General features: G+C 61.5%; 12 protein-coding genes. 10 read left to right on the top strand and 2 right to left on the bottom strand.

What is annotated here, in order from left to right:
• The first annotated feature begins 24 nt into the window (after positions 1 to 24).
• Positions 25 to 1,377, top strand: a complete 1,353-nt coding sequence (locus tag ACI77H_RS11070) for a GntP family permease (protein WP_407011928.1) — start codon at positions 25 to 27, stop codon at positions 1,375 to 1,377.
• A 129-nt stretch (positions 1,378 to 1,506) separates the two neighbouring features.
• Here the strand turns inward: ACI77H_RS11070 and alaC are convergent, their stop codons facing one another.
• On the bottom strand, positions 1,507 to 2,718 hold the full coding sequence (alaC, locus tag ACI77H_RS11075) for an alanine transaminase (RefSeq protein ID WP_407011929.1): 1,212 nt from the start codon (positions 2,716 to 2,718) through the stop codon (positions 1,507 to 1,509).
• Between the two features lie 139 nt (positions 2,719 to 2,857).
• On the opposite strand from alaC, the gene ACI77H_RS11080 reads away from it, so the two are divergent.
• The 9 genes from ACI77H_RS11080 (at position 2,858) to ACI77H_RS11120 (ending at position 13,152) form a co-directional block, all read left to right on the top strand.
• The gene (locus tag ACI77H_RS11080; RefSeq protein WP_407011930.1) at positions 2,858 to 3,520 is read left to right on the top strand and encodes a LysE family translocator; all 663 of its coding nucleotides are present in this window, start codon (positions 2,858 to 2,860) and stop codon (positions 3,518 to 3,520) included.
• Between the two features lie 66 nt (positions 3,521 to 3,586).
• A complete protein-coding gene (locus ACI77H_RS11085; protein ID WP_407011931.1) occupies positions 3,587 to 4,072 on the top strand; it encodes a GyrI-like domain-containing protein in 486 nt (161 codons plus the stop codon).
• A gap of 261 nt (positions 4,073 to 4,333) precedes the next feature.
• A complete protein-coding gene (kdpF, locus tag ACI77H_RS11090; RefSeq protein ID WP_095130908.1) occupies positions 4,334 to 4,432 on the top strand; it encodes a K(+)-transporting ATPase subunit F in 99 nt (32 codons plus the stop codon).
• Positions 4,433 to 4,599: 167 nt separating this feature from the next.
• Entirely contained in the window at positions 4,600 to 6,306 is a 1,707-nt protein-coding gene (gene kdpA, locus ACI77H_RS11095; protein WP_407011932.1) for a potassium-transporting ATPase subunit KdpA, read from the top strand.
• Positions 6,307 to 6,316: 10 nt separating this feature from the next.
• Positions 6,317 to 7,012, top strand: coding sequence for a potassium-transporting ATPase subunit KdpC (kdpC, locus tag ACI77H_RS11100; RefSeq protein ID WP_407011933.1), 696 nt, complete (start codon positions 6,317 to 6,319; stop codon positions 7,010 to 7,012).
• Entirely contained in the window at positions 7,009 to 9,078 is a 2,070-nt protein-coding gene (gene kdpB / locus ACI77H_RS11105) for a potassium-transporting ATPase subunit KdpB (protein WP_407011934.1), read from the top strand. The genes kdpC and kdpB overlap by 4 nt, the downstream gene beginning before the upstream one ends.
• Before the next feature lie 54 nt (positions 9,079 to 9,132).
• Positions 9,133 to 11,826 (top strand): DUF4118 domain-containing protein, encoded by a 2,694-nt coding sequence (locus tag ACI77H_RS11110; protein ID WP_407011935.1) that lies wholly within the window; start codon positions 9,133 to 9,135, stop codon positions 11,824 to 11,826.
• Positions 11,823 to 12,515 carry a response regulator gene (locus ACI77H_RS11115; RefSeq protein ID WP_407011936.1) on the top strand — a complete coding sequence of 231 codons (693 nt, stop codon included), beginning with the start codon at positions 11,823 to 11,825 and terminating at the stop codon, positions 12,513 to 12,515. The genes ACI77H_RS11110 and ACI77H_RS11115 overlap by 4 nt, the downstream gene beginning before the upstream one ends.
• Positions 12,516 to 12,654: 139 nt before the next feature.
• On the top strand, positions 12,655 to 13,152 hold the full coding sequence (locus ACI77H_RS11120; RefSeq protein ID WP_407011937.1) for a GNAT family N-acetyltransferase: 498 nt from the start codon (positions 12,655 to 12,657) through the stop codon (positions 13,150 to 13,152).
• A 134-nt stretch (positions 13,153 to 13,286) separates the two neighbouring features.
• Here the strand turns inward: ACI77H_RS11120 and ACI77H_RS11125 are convergent, their stop codons facing one another.
• A complete protein-coding gene (locus tag ACI77H_RS11125) occupies positions 13,287 to 13,892 on the bottom strand; it encodes a pyridoxamine 5'-phosphate oxidase family protein (RefSeq protein WP_407011938.1) in 606 nt (201 codons plus the stop codon).
• Positions 13,893 to 13,899: the final 7 nt, after the last annotated feature.

Consider the following 13,899-nt stretch of genomic DNA (forward strand, 5'->3'; position numbering starts at 1 on the left):
AACAACAACCAGGAGACACCCCTAATGTTTGGCATGTCCCACGAGACGTTCCTGCTGCTCGATGCAGTGGTCACGGTGATCGGGCTTATCGTCCTGATCACCAAGTTCAAATTTCACCCGTTCATTGCCCTGATCATTGCCGCAGCCTTTCTTGGGCTGACCTCCGGCATGCCGATCGGCACCGTGATCAAGGCGTTTCAGGACGGCTTCGGTGGCGTGCTCGGCTTCGTCGGGATCATCCTGGCGCTGGGCACGATGCTCGGCAAAATGATGGCCGAGTCGGGCGGGGCGGATCAAATCGCGCAGACGCTGATTCGCGCGTTCGGCAAGGACAAGGTGCAGTGGGCAATGATGTTCGCCGCGTTCCTGGTCGGCATTCCGCTGTTCTTCGAAATCGGTTTCGTGCTGCTGATCCCGCTGGTGTTCATCGTCGCCCGGCGTACCGGCGTGTCGATCATCAAGATCGGTATCCCGCTGCTGGCCGGTCTGTCGGCGGTGCACGGTCTGGTTCCGCCACACCCGGGCCCGTTGCTGGCCATCGGCGTGTTTGGTGCCGACATCGGTAAAACCATTCTGTACGGCCTGATCGTTGCGCTGCCGACGGCCATCATCGCTGGCCCGATCTATGGCACGTTCATTTCCAAATACATCCCCGGCCATCCTAACCAGGAGCTGGTCGATCAACTGGCGCGCGAACCGGATTCGGCTGAGCTACCGAGCTTCAGCATCACCCTGATCACCGTGTTGCTGCCGGTGTTCCTGATGTTGCTCAAGACCTTTGCCGACGTGGTCCTGCCGGAAGGCAATTTCGCCCGCTCCTTCATGGACCTGGTCGGTCACCCGATCTCGGCGCTGTTGTTGGCGTTGCTGCTGTCGCTGTACACCTTCGGCCACAAGCAGGGCATGGGCTCGAACAAGATTCTCAAGTTGCTCGACGCCAGTCTGGCGCCGACCGCTGCGATCATTCTGATCATCGGTGCCGGCGGTGGTTTCAAGCAGATGCTGGTGACCAGCGGTGTGGGTGACGTGATCGGCCACATGGCGGTGAACGCGCAGATCTCGCCGATTTTGCTGGCGTGGCTGGTGGCTGCGGTGATCCGTATTGCGACCGGTTCGGCGACCGTGGCGACCATTACTGGCGCGGGCATTGTGGTGCCGGTGGTGGGGATGATTCCGGGTGTGAACCGTGAGTTGCTGGTGCTGGCCACCGGTGCCGGTTCGTTGATTCTGTCTCACGTCAACGACGCGGGTTTCTGGCTGGTGAAGCAGTACTTCAACATGACCGTGGCGGAAACCTTCAAGACCTGGACAGCGATGGAAACCATCCTGTCTGTGGTCGGTCTGGGCTTCATTCTGCTGCTGTCGATGTTCGTTTAAAGCAGTAGCACCGCAAAACAAATGTGGGAGCGGGCTTGCTCGCGAAAGCGGACTTACATTCAACATCTACTTTGAATGTTATGTCCCCTTCGCGAGCAAGCCCGCTCCCACAGTGTTATGTGTCAGGTCTCAGGATTTGCTGATCAGCCCATCCGTCCTGAACATCCCGCGAATCCCGCGCACAGCCTGACGAATCCGGTCCTGGTTTTCGATCAGCGCGAAGCGCACATGATCGTCCCCATATTCCCCGAACCCGACACCCGGCGAAACGCAGACCTTGGCCTCGGCGAGCAGTTTCTTGGCGAACTCCAACGAGCCAAGGTGCGCGTAGGCTTCGGGAATTTTCGCCCAGACGTACATCGACGCTTTCGGATTCTCGACCATCCAGCCCAGCTCATGCAGGCCTTTGACCAGCACGTTGCGACGCTGCCGATACTGCTCGGCGATGTCTTTCACGCACTGCTGATCACCTTCCAATGCCGCAATCGCCGCGACTTGCAGCGGAGTAAAGGTGCCGTAGTCGTGGTAACTCTTGATCCGCGCCAGGGCGTTGACCAGTTCAGCGTTGCCGACCATGAAGCCGATGCGCCAGCCCGCCATGTTGTAGCTCTTGGACAGGGTGAAAAACTCCACCGCAATGTCCTTGGCGCCCGGCACTTGCATGATCGACGGGGCTTTCCAGCCGTCGTAGACGATGTCGGCGTAGGCCAGATCGTGGACCACCAGCACGTCGTACTGCTTGGCGAGGGCGATCACCCGTTCGAAGAAATCCAGCTCCACGCACTGCGCGGTGGGGTTGGACGGGAAGCCGAGAATCATCATTTTCGGTTTCGGGATCGAGCCGCGAATCGCGCTTTCCAGTTCGGCGAAGAAGTCCACGCCCGGAATCAACGGCACCGAACGCACCTGGGCGCCGGCAATCACCGCGCCGTAGATGTGAATCGGGTAGCTCGGGTTCGGCACCAGCACGGTGTCGCCCTGATCGAGGGTGGCCAGCATCAAGTGCGCCAAGCCTTCCTTGGAGCCGATGGTGACAATGGCTTCGGTTTCCGGGTCGATGTCGACCTCGTAGCGATCCTTGTACCAGTTGGAAATCGCCCGGCGCAGGCGCGGAATACCCTTGGACGTGGAGTAGCCGTGAGTGTCTTCGCGTTGGGCGACGGTGACGAGTTTTTCGACAATGTGCGGCGGGGTCGGGCCGTCGGGGTTGCCCATGCTGAAGTCGATGATGTCTTCGCCACGACGACGGGCGGCCATCTTCAGCTCGGCAGTGATGTTGAATACGTAAGGGGGGAGTCGATCTATGCGCGCAAAGCGGCGCGGCGAACCTGGGTTAGCCATTGTTGCCTCGGATAACGTGAGCGCCCGGAACCGTCCGAGCGACGCTGGTCACTGCGGTGACCTGTTGCGGAAGATAAGGGGTGGCATGGCACACTGTCCAGCCAGTGTGTAAACAAATTTTTCCGAAGGATAACGGTTGATGGAATTTAGCAGCGGCTTCTTGCTGAGCCTTTCTCTGTGCCTGGACATCGGCGTGGCCAACATCGCGATGATCACCTTGGCGATGCAACGCGGCTATTTTCAAGGCTTTGCCCTGGGGTTGGGGACCTGCGTCGGCGACCTGATTTATGCGGTGCTGGCGCTGGCCGGCATGACCGTTTTGCTGCAGTACGAAACCGTACGCTGGGTGCTGTGGATCGGCGGTTCGGCGCTGCTGATCTATTTCGCGGCGAAGATGATCTATTCGGCCATTCACCACGAGGCGCTGTTGGCGCAGACCGCTGAAGTCGGGCGCAACTCTCACCGCAAAGAGTTTTTCCGTGGGATCTTTCTCGCCATGTCGTCACCCAGCGCCATTCTCTGGTTCGCGGCGGTGGGCGGTACGTTGATCGCGCGGTCCGGCGGTGGCGGGGCGCTCAGCTCGGCACTCTTTCTCGGCGGTTTCCTTTGCGCCGGGTTGCTGTGGTCCGCCGGCCTGTGCTTCGCCGCGAGCCATGGCGGCAAGTTGCTCGGCGACAAGCTGCTGCGCTATTCCTACATGGCATCGGCGGCGATCTTCTGCTATTTCGCAGTCTACGTGCTCCTATCGGGGTACAACGAGTTCGTCGGCTCGGGCACCGTGGAGGCGTTGCATACGCTGTAATTGGGCGAATCGGGATTGGCTTCTATACTCCCAGCCGAACCCACTTTTTGTACCAGGAGTCGAGTCATGGATGAGCAAACAGGCGTCGAAACGCCGGAACCACGCTTCGAGCACGGGCACTTCCTGCTCATTGCAGGGCTTGGTGGACGATTTACCGCCGACACCACTAAAGGCATTCCCGATCTCTGGGATAAATTCATTCCCGAGATTGGCAAAATTCCCGGTCAAAAAAACGAAGTGACCTACGGCATCTGTTGCAATCCGGATGGCAAGGGCGGCTTCGAATACATTGCCGGCGTTGAAATCAGCAAGCTCGACGACCTGCCCGACAAGTACCGCTGGGTTGAGGTTCAACCTCAGCATTACGCAGTGTTCGAGCACAAGGGCTCTCTGGATACGCTGCCCCAGACCTTCCAATACATCTGGAAAACCTGGCTGCCGCAGTCCGGCTATCAGGCAGCGGATGCGCCGGAATTCGAACGCTACAGCGAAGACTTCAACCCAAAGCTCAACACCGGTGTGCTGGAAATCTGGCTTCCACTCAAGTCGTAATCAGCCGAGCCCGCGACGGGCACTTAACGGTGCCCGTCCAAAGCTGCCGTTGACCCCTCGCATCCCCCCCGCACACCGTCCGTTCCGTTCGTTCTATACGCCGTCTTAATACCGCTGCCCCCAATCAGTGCCCGTCCTTGATACCCCCTCACTTAACCTGCACGGCGCAGATAAGAGCGCGTATTCAGTGCGTTTTTTTGCGCTGACGCGCTCTACCGGGACCCGATTGCGGGTGCCTTCGTTTAGTCAGGGGGAGCTGTCTTGTTAACACTCGAGTTCATCTACATCGCCAGCGGCCTGTGCGCCGCCCTGTTGTTTGCCTACCTGGGTTACGCCCTTATCCGTGCAGAGAAGTTCTGATGGCCGCAGTCATTGCGGCACAGGCGTTTTTATTCGCCCGCCAGGGCGGTCTTGAAAAAGGAAACCGGCAATGTACGACCTGATTTTCATGGGGGTTAGCGTGGTGTTTTTTGCTGCGACAGCCATGGTCATCGTCGCCATGGGCAAGATTTGAACGGAGCATCGACATGTTGAGCACTATGCTGGAATTTGCGCTGATTCTCGGGCTGATGACCGGGCACGCCGTTTTGATGGGGAAGTGGCTGACGCGGGTATTCACCGGGCGAAAGCATGCTCTGGTTGAGCGCGCCACTTATCGTTTGCTGGGGATCGATTCGACCGAAACCATGGGCTGGGCGCGTTACGGCTCGGCCCTGTTGCTGTCGAACGCGGCCATGATGTTGCTGGGTTACATCGTGTTGCGCCTGCAAGGTTTCATGCCGCTCAACCCCTTGGGGCTGAGCGCGCAAACACCGGATCTGGCGTTCAATACCGCGGCGTCTTTTATCACCAACACCAACTGGCAGGCGTATTCAGGTGAAACCAGCCTGTCCAATTTCAGCCAGATGGCGGTCATTACCTTCCTGATGTTCGTCGGCGCAACAGCGGGCGTTGTGGCGGCGGCGGGTTTTATTCGCGGCCTCAGTCGGTCGAACTCCGCTGACATCGGAAACTATTGGGTGGACTTCACCCGCACGCTGTACCGGGTGATGTTGCCGCTGTGTTTTGGCATGGCGCTGGTGTATGTCTGGCAAGGCATGCCCCAAACCCTCAACTCCCAGGCCCTTGTCTCCACGCTGGAAGGCGCGCAACAGCAATTGATTGTTGGCGCGGTGGCGAGTTTCGAGTCCATCAAGCACATCGGCACCAACGGCGGTGGCTTCTTCAGCATGAACGCCGCGCACCCGTTCGAAAACCCGACGCCGCTGACGAACATGCTGCATATCCTCAGCATGCTGCTGATCCCGTCAGCGCTGACGTACACCTTCGGCAGCATGCTGATGCGTCGGCGTCAGGGCTGGGTGTTCTTTGGCACATTCCTGGTGATGTTCGTCGGCTTTCTGAGCATCGTTTACACCGCCGAACAAAGTGGCAACCCGCTGCTGACCCGAGTGGGCGCGGATCAGGTGCTGTCGGCCACCCAGAGTGGCGGCAACCTGGAAGGCAAGGAGCTGCGCTTCGGGATTGCCGACACCAGCCTGTTCGTGACCACCACCACCGGCGCCACCACCGGCTCGGTGAATGCCATGCATGACTCGCTGACGCCCATGGGCGGCTTCGTACCGCTGGCGCAGATGATGCTCAACTGCGTGTTCGGTGGCGACGGCGTGGGCTTTATCAACCTGATCCAGTACGCCCTGCTGACAGTGTTTCTGGTGGGCATGATGATCGGTCGCAGCCCGGAATTCCTTGGCAAGAAGATCGAGGCACGGGAGATCAAGCTGGTCATGCTCTCGGTGCTGGCACACCCGGTCTGCATTCTCGGCTTCACTGCCCTGGCGGCACTCTGGCCCGACACCCTCAACAGCCTCAACAACCAGGGGCCCCATGGCTTCAGCGAGGTGCTGTATGCCTACACCTCGGGCACGGCCAACAACGGTTCGGCGTTCGCCGGATTGAACGCCAATACGCCGTTCTTCAACACCACCATCGGTCTTGCCATGTTGCTCGGACGATTCTTCACGATGCTGCCGATGCTCGCGGTCGCCGGTTCCCTGGCGATGAAAAAGAACATCCCGGCCGGTGCTGGCACCATCCCGACGGCCACACCGCTGTTCATGTTTCTGGTGGTGTTCGTGGTGTTGGTGGTGGGCGGCCTGACTTTCCTGCCGGCGCTCGCGCTCGGCCCGCTGGTTGAGCAACTGCAGTTGCTGACCGGCCAGACCTACAAGTGAGGGGGCTGTGATGACTCAAGTACAAACCCAAACCAAGATGCGATTTCTATTTGTCGGCCTGTTGCGCCCGGTGCTGGTTTCGGCGGCATTCTTCATGCTGCTGACCGGGCTGGCGTATCCGTTGTTCACCACGCTGGTGGCCAACGTGCTGTTCCCGTTTCAGGCCCAGGGCAGTCTGGTTGAACGGGACGGGTTAGTGATCGGTTCGGCGGTGATCGGCCAGCATTTCACTCGCCCCGAGTATTTTCAGGGGCGTCCGAGCATGACCCTCGGCGCCGACCCACTGGACCCGAGCAAGAGCGTGGCACAGCCATACAACGCCGGTTCCAGTGGCGCCAGCAACCTTGGCCCGACCAGCCAGAAGTTGATCGACGCCGTGGCCCAGCGCGTCGAAACCTACCGCCAGCAGAACGGCCTGGCAGCCGATGCGCAGGTGCCGGTGGACGCGGTCACCGCGTCGGCGTCCGGCCTCGACCCGCACATCTCGGTGGCCAACGCACAGATTCAGGCGTCGCGCGTCGCACGCCTGCGTCACCTGCCGCAAGCCGATCTGTTGAAACTGGTGAACGCCCACACCGAGCAACGCACCTTTGGCTTGCTCGGCGAGCCCCGGATCAATGTGCTGCAACTCAACCTCGCGCTGGATGCCTTGACGCCTGTGCATCAGCCATCCCTTGCGGCCAGTGAACAAGAGAAACAACCATGAGTAAGCAAGCTCGTTTGCCTTTGTTTGACCGTGGGTTGTTGCTCACGGCGTGCCTGGATGCTTTCAAAAAACTGCTACCCCAGGCGCAGTGGAAGAACCCGGTGATGTTTGTGGTGTACCTGGGCAGCATCCTCACCACGCTGTTGTGGGTGCAATCACTGGTCGGCAAGGGAGAAGCCCCCAGTGGTTTCATTCTCAGCATCACGCTGTGGCTGTGGTTCACCGTGTTGTTTGCCAATTTCGCCGAAGCCCTCGCCGAGGGCCGCAGTCGGGCCCAGGCGGCCAGCCTGCGCGGGATGAAGCGCCAGACCCTGGCCAAGCTGTTGCAGCAACCCCGGCACGGTTCCGCCTGGCGGCCAGTGCCTTCCAGCGAACTGCTCAAGGACGCGGTGGTGTTGATCGAGGCGGGCGATCTGGTGCCCCTCGACGGCGTGGTGATCGAAGGCGTGGCGTCGGTGGATGAAAGCGCGATTACCGGGGAATCGGCACCGGTAATTCGCGAGGCGGGCGGCGACTTTTCATCGGTCACCGGGGGCACAAAAGTGCTGTCGGACTGGCTGGTGGTGCGCATCAGCGTCAATCCCGGCGAGTCGTTTCTGGATCGCATGATTTCCATGGTCGAGTCCGCGAAACGCCAGAAGACGCCCAACGAAGTGGCACTGACCATTCTGCTGGTCGGCCTGACCTTTCTGTTTCTGCTGGTGATCGTGACCCTGGGCCCGTACTCGTTGTTCGCGGTGGGCATGAGCGGCGGCGACGTGGTCAGCGCAACGGTGCTGGTGGCGCTGCTGGTCTGTCTGATCCCGACGACCATTGGTGGTCTGTTGTCGGCGATTGGTGTCGCGGGCATGAGCCGGATGATGTCGGCCAACGTCATTGCCACTTCCGGGCGAGCCGTGGAAGCGGCGGGTGACGTTGATGTCCTGCTGCTGGACAAGACCGGCACCATTACCTTGGGTAATCGCCAGGCCAGCGCTTTTCTGCCCGCGCCCGGCGTCAAGGAATCGGAACTGGCGGACGCCGCGCAACTGGCCTCGCTGGCCGACGAAACACCGGAAGGCCGCAGTATCGTGGTGCTCGCCAAGCAGAAGTTCGACCTGCGGGCGCGGGACCTCAATGCCTTGGGGGCGAGCTTCGTGCACTTCACCGCGCAGACCCGCATGAGCGGCGTCGATCTGGCCGGTGGCCGGTGCATCCGCAAGGGCGCGGCAGATGCCATTCGCCAGCACATCGAGGCGCTGGGCGGCAGCTTTCCATCCGCGTTGCAGGCCAGGGTCGATGAAGTCTCGCGCCGTGGCAGTACGCCGCTGGTCGTGTGCGAGGGTGAACAGGCATTGGGCGTGGTCGAGCTCAAGGACGTGGTGAAGGGGGGCATCAAGGAGCGCTTTGCCGAACTGCGGCGCATGGGGATCAAGACGGTCATGATCACCGGCGACAACCGCCTGACGGCGGCAGCGATTGCCGTGGAAGCCGGGGTTGACGACTTTCTCGCCGAGGCCCGGCCGGAAGACAAGCTGCAACTGATCCGCGACTACCAGGCGCAGGGCAAGCTGGTGGCGATGACCGGCGACGGCACCAACGATGCGCCGGCACTGGCCCAGGCGGACGTGGCAGTGGCCATGAACAGTGGGACTCAGGCCGCCAAGGAAGCGGGCAACATGGTCGATCTGGACAGCAACCCGACCAAGTTGATCGAGGTGGTTGAAGTCGGCAAGCAGATGCTCATGACGCGCGGCGCGTTAACCACCTTCAGCGTGGCCAACGATGTGGCCAAGTATTTTGCTATCGTACCGGCCGCATTCGTCGCGACCTATCCGCAACTGGGCGCCCTGAACGTGATGCACCTGAGCAGCCCGAACTCGGCGATTCTCAGCGCGGTGATCTTCAATGCCCTGATCATCGTGTTTCTGATCCCGCTGGCGCTCAAGGGTGTGACCTACCGAGCCATCGGCGCGGCGGCGTTGCTCAATCGCAACCTGCTGATCTATGGCCTCGGTGGCGTGCTGGTGCCATTCGCGGGGATCAAGGTGATCGACATGCTGTTGGCCGGGCTTGGCCTGGTTTGAAAGGACTGACTGCACGGCGCCCTCTGTGGCGCCGTGCCGTTGAAAAGGATTGCCATGCTCGTAACTGATACGTTCACCGCTTCGCGTGACGGCCGCCCTGATCCCGACGCGCTGCTGGAGAAGCTGCAACAAGATGAACAGGCCGCCTTGCGCGGCAAATTGCGCATCTATTTCGGCTCCAATGCCGGGGTGGGGAAAACCTGCGCCATGCTCAGCGCGGCCCAGCGCGAAGTGGCCCAGGGCCGTGACCTGGTGGCGGGTGTGGTCGAAACCCATGGCCGCCGGGAAACCGCGGAACTGCTCAGCGGTCTGGAACTGCTGCCGCGCTACAACGTGATGCACCGCGAGTGTGCCCTCAGTGAGTTCGATCTGGATGCCGCGCTGGCGCGACGTCCGGCGGTGCTGCTGGTGGATGAACTGGCTCACAGCAACGTTCCCGGCTCGCGTCACCCCAAACGCTGGCAGGATGTCGAAGAACTGCTGCGTGCCGGCATCGACGTCTGGACCACCCTCAATGTCCAGCACCTGGAAAGTCTCAACGATATCGTCAGCGGGATCATCGGCATCCGGGTGCGCGAGACCGTGCCCGATCATCTGTTCGACGATGCCCATGAAGTGGTGGTGATCGACCTGCCGCCCGATGACCTGCTGCGCCGTCTCAAGGAGGGCAAGGTCTACTTGCCGCCTCAGGCCGAGCGTGCGTCCCGGCATTTCTTTCGCAAAGGCAACTTGCTGGCCTTGCGCGAACTGGCGCTGCGGCGTACTGCCGATCGCGTCGATGCACAGATGCGCGACTATCGCCGCGAGCGGTCCATCAACACGGTTTGGCCCGCGCGCGAGCGTTTACTGGTGGGCGTAGCGGGTTACCCTTCGGATGAACGTCTGGTGCGGGAAGCGGCGCGTCTGGCGCAAAAGCTTGAAGCGGACTGGATTGTCGTCCATGTGCCTTCGGTTCAGCGCCGTGAAGCGGGGGCGAACCGCTATGCCGCCGCCATGAAAACCCTCGCGCTGGCCGCTGAATTCGGCGCCGACACGGCCACGCCGTCAGGCATGGACGTGGCCGAGACCCTGGTGGCGTTTGCCCGTGAACATAACGCCAACCGCCTGGTGCTCGGGCATTACCCGCGCAAGGTTTGGCAATTCTGGCATCAGTCGATCAGTGACCGTATCAGCCGTCGTCACCCCGAGATCGATCAGATTGTCATCGCTCATGGCCCGTTGCCCGTCGTGGTAGCGGTTGCACTGAACACCGATGCAGCGTTGCCGCCGAGCAGGGCTCCGGCGTATCTGTGGGCCAGCCTTGCCTGTTTTGCCGCCACGGCGGCGGCCGCCTTGTTGCTGCAGGTGTTTGATCTGGCCAACGTGGTCATGCTGTTTTTGCTCACAGTGGTGTTGGTCGCCCTGCGTTACGGGCGCGGGCCGGGTGTCTGGGCGGCGATGCTGGCGGTGCTGTGTTTTGATTTCTTCTTCGTCCAGCCACGCTGGTCGTTCACGGTCAACGACACGCAATATTTCTTTACCTTCGCCCTGATGCTGGGGATTGCCTTGATCACCGGTCAACTGACGGCCCGCCTGCGTCATGAGGCGCGCACCGCTGCTGGCCGTGAGCGGCGCGCGACGTCATTGGCGAGGCTGGCGCGCGACCTGTCGGCGGCGCTGACGGTGGAGCAGATCACCGAGGTGGCGCTGCGCACCTTCAGCGGCGTGTTTGAAGCGCGTGTCGGGTTGGCGCTGCCGGACGCTATAGACAGTGTCCATTGCAGTGGCGCCGGGGCATTCCCGATCGATGAGAGCATTGCCCAATGGGTGTACGACCACGGCCAACCCGCGGGTCAGGGCACCGATACGCTGGCGGCCGCTCAAGGCCGCTATTTGCCGTTGAAGGCGCCGATGCGCGTACGCGGCGTGTTGGTGCTCGAACTGGCGGAACCCGAGCGATTGAGCGAGCCTGAAGAACAGCGTTTACTCGAAGCGTGTATGAGCCAACTGGCGATCGCGCTGGAGCGGGTGCATTTCGTCGAAGTGGCGCAGAGCACCCTGGTGCAGATGGAGGGCGAGCGCATGCGCAATACGCTGCTCGCCGCGATCTCACATGACCTGCGCACGCCGCTGACGACCATTATCGGCGCGGCCGATGCGGCGACGCCCCATGCGCCGCCCGGACCGCTGACACAGTTGCTGGGCGGTATCCGCGATCAGGCCAGTTCCATGCAGCGGTTGATCGAAAACCTGCTGGACATGGCCCGGATGCAGGAACGCGGGGTGCGCCTGAACCGGCAATGGCACTCGCTGGAGGAAATCGTCGGCAGCGCGTTGCGGCAACTGCGCGAGCCGTTGGCACGGCATGTCGTGCGCACAGCGCTGTCGCCGCAGTTGCCGTTGGTGGAAGTCGATGCGCTGTTGATCGAGCGCGTGCTGGTCAACCTGCTGGACAACGCCGCCAAGTACACCCCGGCCGGAACGCTGGTGCAGGTTGCCGCGCGGCAAGAGCAGGACAGCATTGTGCTGGAGGTGATCGACGCCGGCCCCGGTTGTCCTCAAGGCAGCACGCCGCAAAGCTTGTTTGAACCGTTCACGCGGGGTCAGCAGGAGTCAGCCGTGGCCGGCATCGGCCTTGGGTTGGCGCTGGCAAAACGCATTATCCAGGCCCATGGCGCAACGATCGAGGCGCAACCCCAGGCCACCTCGGGCATCCGCTTTGTCATCACTCTACCGGCGGGTCACCCGCCTTCCATGGAATCGCTATGACCAGTGCACGCATCCTCATTGTCGAGGACGAGGCCAACATCCGCCGTTTCATCGGTATCGCGCTGCAGGATGAAGGTTTTCAGGTGTTCGAAGCCGATAACGTCAAACGCGCCCTGATCCACGCCGCCAGCCGCCAACCGGATCTGGTGATCGTCGATCTGGGCCTGCCCGATGGTGACGGCAAACACTTGATCAGCGAGCTGCGAGGCTGGATGACGGTGCCGATTCTGGTGCTGTCGGCCCGTGATCGCGAAGAGGAAAAAGTGGCGGCGCTGGATGCGGGTGCCGACGATTACCTGGTCAAACCCTTCGGCGTGCCCGAGTTGCTGGCGCGAATCCGTGCCCAGTTGCGTCGACATGTGCAGAACGGGACCGCCGCCGTCACCAGCAAGGTGACGTTCGGCATGATCGAAGTGGACCTGGCCACGCACGAGGTCCGGCGCGAGGGCCAGTCGGTGCACTTGACGCCCATCGAGTATCGCCTGCTGTGCGCGCTGATTCGCGGACAAGGCCGGGTCATGACCCATCGCCAGTTACTGCTGGACGTGTGGGGCCTGGACTACGTTGATCGTGCTCACTACCTGCGGGTGCACATGGCGCACCTGCGGCAAAAGCTGGAGGCCGATGCGGCCCAGCCGCAGCATTTCATCACCGAATTGCAGGTGGGTTATCGCTTGGTGGGGCTGTAGAGAAGGGCAGGTGCTGGTGGCAACGCCAGGCCTTGTCACAGGAGTGCCAAGTATCGGGGCGTTCGAGGGCCGGCAAGTGTTGTTAGAATTGGCGACCGATACTCTGTCATCTCACTTGCCCCAAGGTTGCTGTTCTGCCATGAACTCGTCGAACCCTGTCATCCGAAACGTCCTGCCCGTTGACCTGGACCGCTGCTACGCCATCGAAACCGTTGCCTACGAAGGCGACGAAGCCGCCACCCGAGAAAAAATAGCTACCCGCATCGCCACCTGGCCCGAGGGGTTTATCGTCGCTGAAGTGGACGGCGTGGTCGCCGGTTTCATCAACTCCGGTGCGGCGTTTCAGGTCGAGATGTCGGACGAAGCGTTCAAGGAACTGATCGGCCACGATCCGGCCGGCCCGCACGTGGTGATCATGTCGGTGGTGGTGCATCCGGATTATCAGGGGCAGGGCCTGGCGAAACGCCTGATGGGCGAGTTCATCGCGCGCATGCGTGCACTGGGCAAGACCAGCATCAACCTGATGTGCAAAGAGCGGCACATTCCGTTGTATGCCGGATTCGGGTTTGCCTACATCAAACCTTCCGCGTCAGACCACGGCGGGATGGCGTGGCATGAGATGGTGTTGGCGTTGTAACCCCATTTACCAAACACAGAAGATCCCCCGTAGGAGCCGGCTTGCCGGCGATAGCGGTGTGTCAGGCGCCATCAATGTTGATTGATGCGCCGCCATCGCCGGCAAGCCGGCTCCTACAGGGGTTAGGCGTCGTGTCAGTAGAGGCTGTCGCGCACCCTCACCGGCGCTTCCCGGTCATACGTCTCGGCATCAAACGCCCCATCATTCAAGCGCTTGTGAAACGCCCCCGCCGTCGGCAGCGCCGAGCGATCCAGGTGCTTCTCGGGGTTCCACACCTCCGAACGCACCATCGCTTTCGAGCAGTGAAAAAACGCCGCCTCCACCGTCACCAGCATCACCGTGCGCGCCGGTTTGCCGTTGACCGCGAAGCTTTCCAGTAACCCCGGTTCATCGCTGATCTGCGCCGTGCCGTTGACCCGCAACGTCTCGCCGATCCCCGGAATGATGAACAGCAGCGACACCCGCGAATCGAGCACCACATTGCGTAGTGTGTCGATGCGGTTGTTGCCCGGGCGATCCGGGATCGCCAGGGTGCGCGCATCGAGGATTCGCACGAAACCCGGTGTGTCGCCACGCGGCGAACCGTCCAGGCCGTCGGGGCCGACTGAGCTGATGATCAGCAGCGGCGAGGCGCGGACCATCGCTTGATAGTCCTCGTTCAGAAAGGTGATTTGCTTGCGCACGGCGCGCTCGTGGGGCTGGCCGTAGATTGCTTCCAGTGCTTCGATGCTGTCGAGCATAACCACC

The organism is Pseudomonas sp. O230 (assembly GCF_045447035.1).
GTDB lineage: Bacteria > Pseudomonadota > Gammaproteobacteria > Pseudomonadales > Pseudomonadaceae > Aquipseudomonas.

What these genes read in the sequence shown, in the direction of transcription:
- ACI77H_RS11070 (WP_407011928.1), top strand. Translation starts at nt 25, where the DNA reads ATGTTTGGCATGTCCCACGAGACGTTCCTGCTGCTCGATGCAGTGGTC.
- alaC (WP_407011929.1), bottom strand. Translation starts at nt 2,718, where the DNA reads ATGGCTAACCCAGGTTCGCCGCGCCGCTTTGCGCGCATAGATCGACTC.
- ACI77H_RS11080 (WP_407011930.1), top strand. Translation starts at nt 2,858, where the DNA reads ATGGAATTTAGCAGCGGCTTCTTGCTGAGCCTTTCTCTGTGCCTGGAC.
- ACI77H_RS11085 (WP_407011931.1), top strand. Translation starts at nt 3,587, where the DNA reads ATGGATGAGCAAACAGGCGTCGAAACGCCGGAACCACGCTTCGAGCAC.
- kdpA (WP_407011932.1), top strand. Translation starts at nt 4,600, where the DNA reads ATGTTGAGCACTATGCTGGAATTTGCGCTGATTCTCGGGCTGATGACC.
- kdpC (WP_407011933.1), top strand. Translation starts at nt 6,317, where the DNA reads ATGACTCAAGTACAAACCCAAACCAAGATGCGATTTCTATTTGTCGGC.
- kdpB (WP_407011934.1), top strand. Translation starts at nt 7,009, where the DNA reads ATGAGTAAGCAAGCTCGTTTGCCTTTGTTTGACCGTGGGTTGTTGCTC.
- ACI77H_RS11110 (WP_407011935.1), top strand. Translation starts at nt 9,133, where the DNA reads ATGCTCGTAACTGATACGTTCACCGCTTCGCGTGACGGCCGCCCTGAT.
- ACI77H_RS11115 (WP_407011936.1), top strand. Translation starts at nt 11,823, where the DNA reads ATGACCAGTGCACGCATCCTCATTGTCGAGGACGAGGCCAACATCCGC.
- ACI77H_RS11120 (WP_407011937.1), top strand. Translation starts at nt 12,655, where the DNA reads ATGAACTCGTCGAACCCTGTCATCCGAAACGTCCTGCCCGTTGACCTG.
- ACI77H_RS11125 (WP_407011938.1), bottom strand. Translation starts at nt 13,892, where the DNA reads ATGCTCGACAGCATCGAAGCACTGGAAGCAATCTACGGCCAGCCCCAC.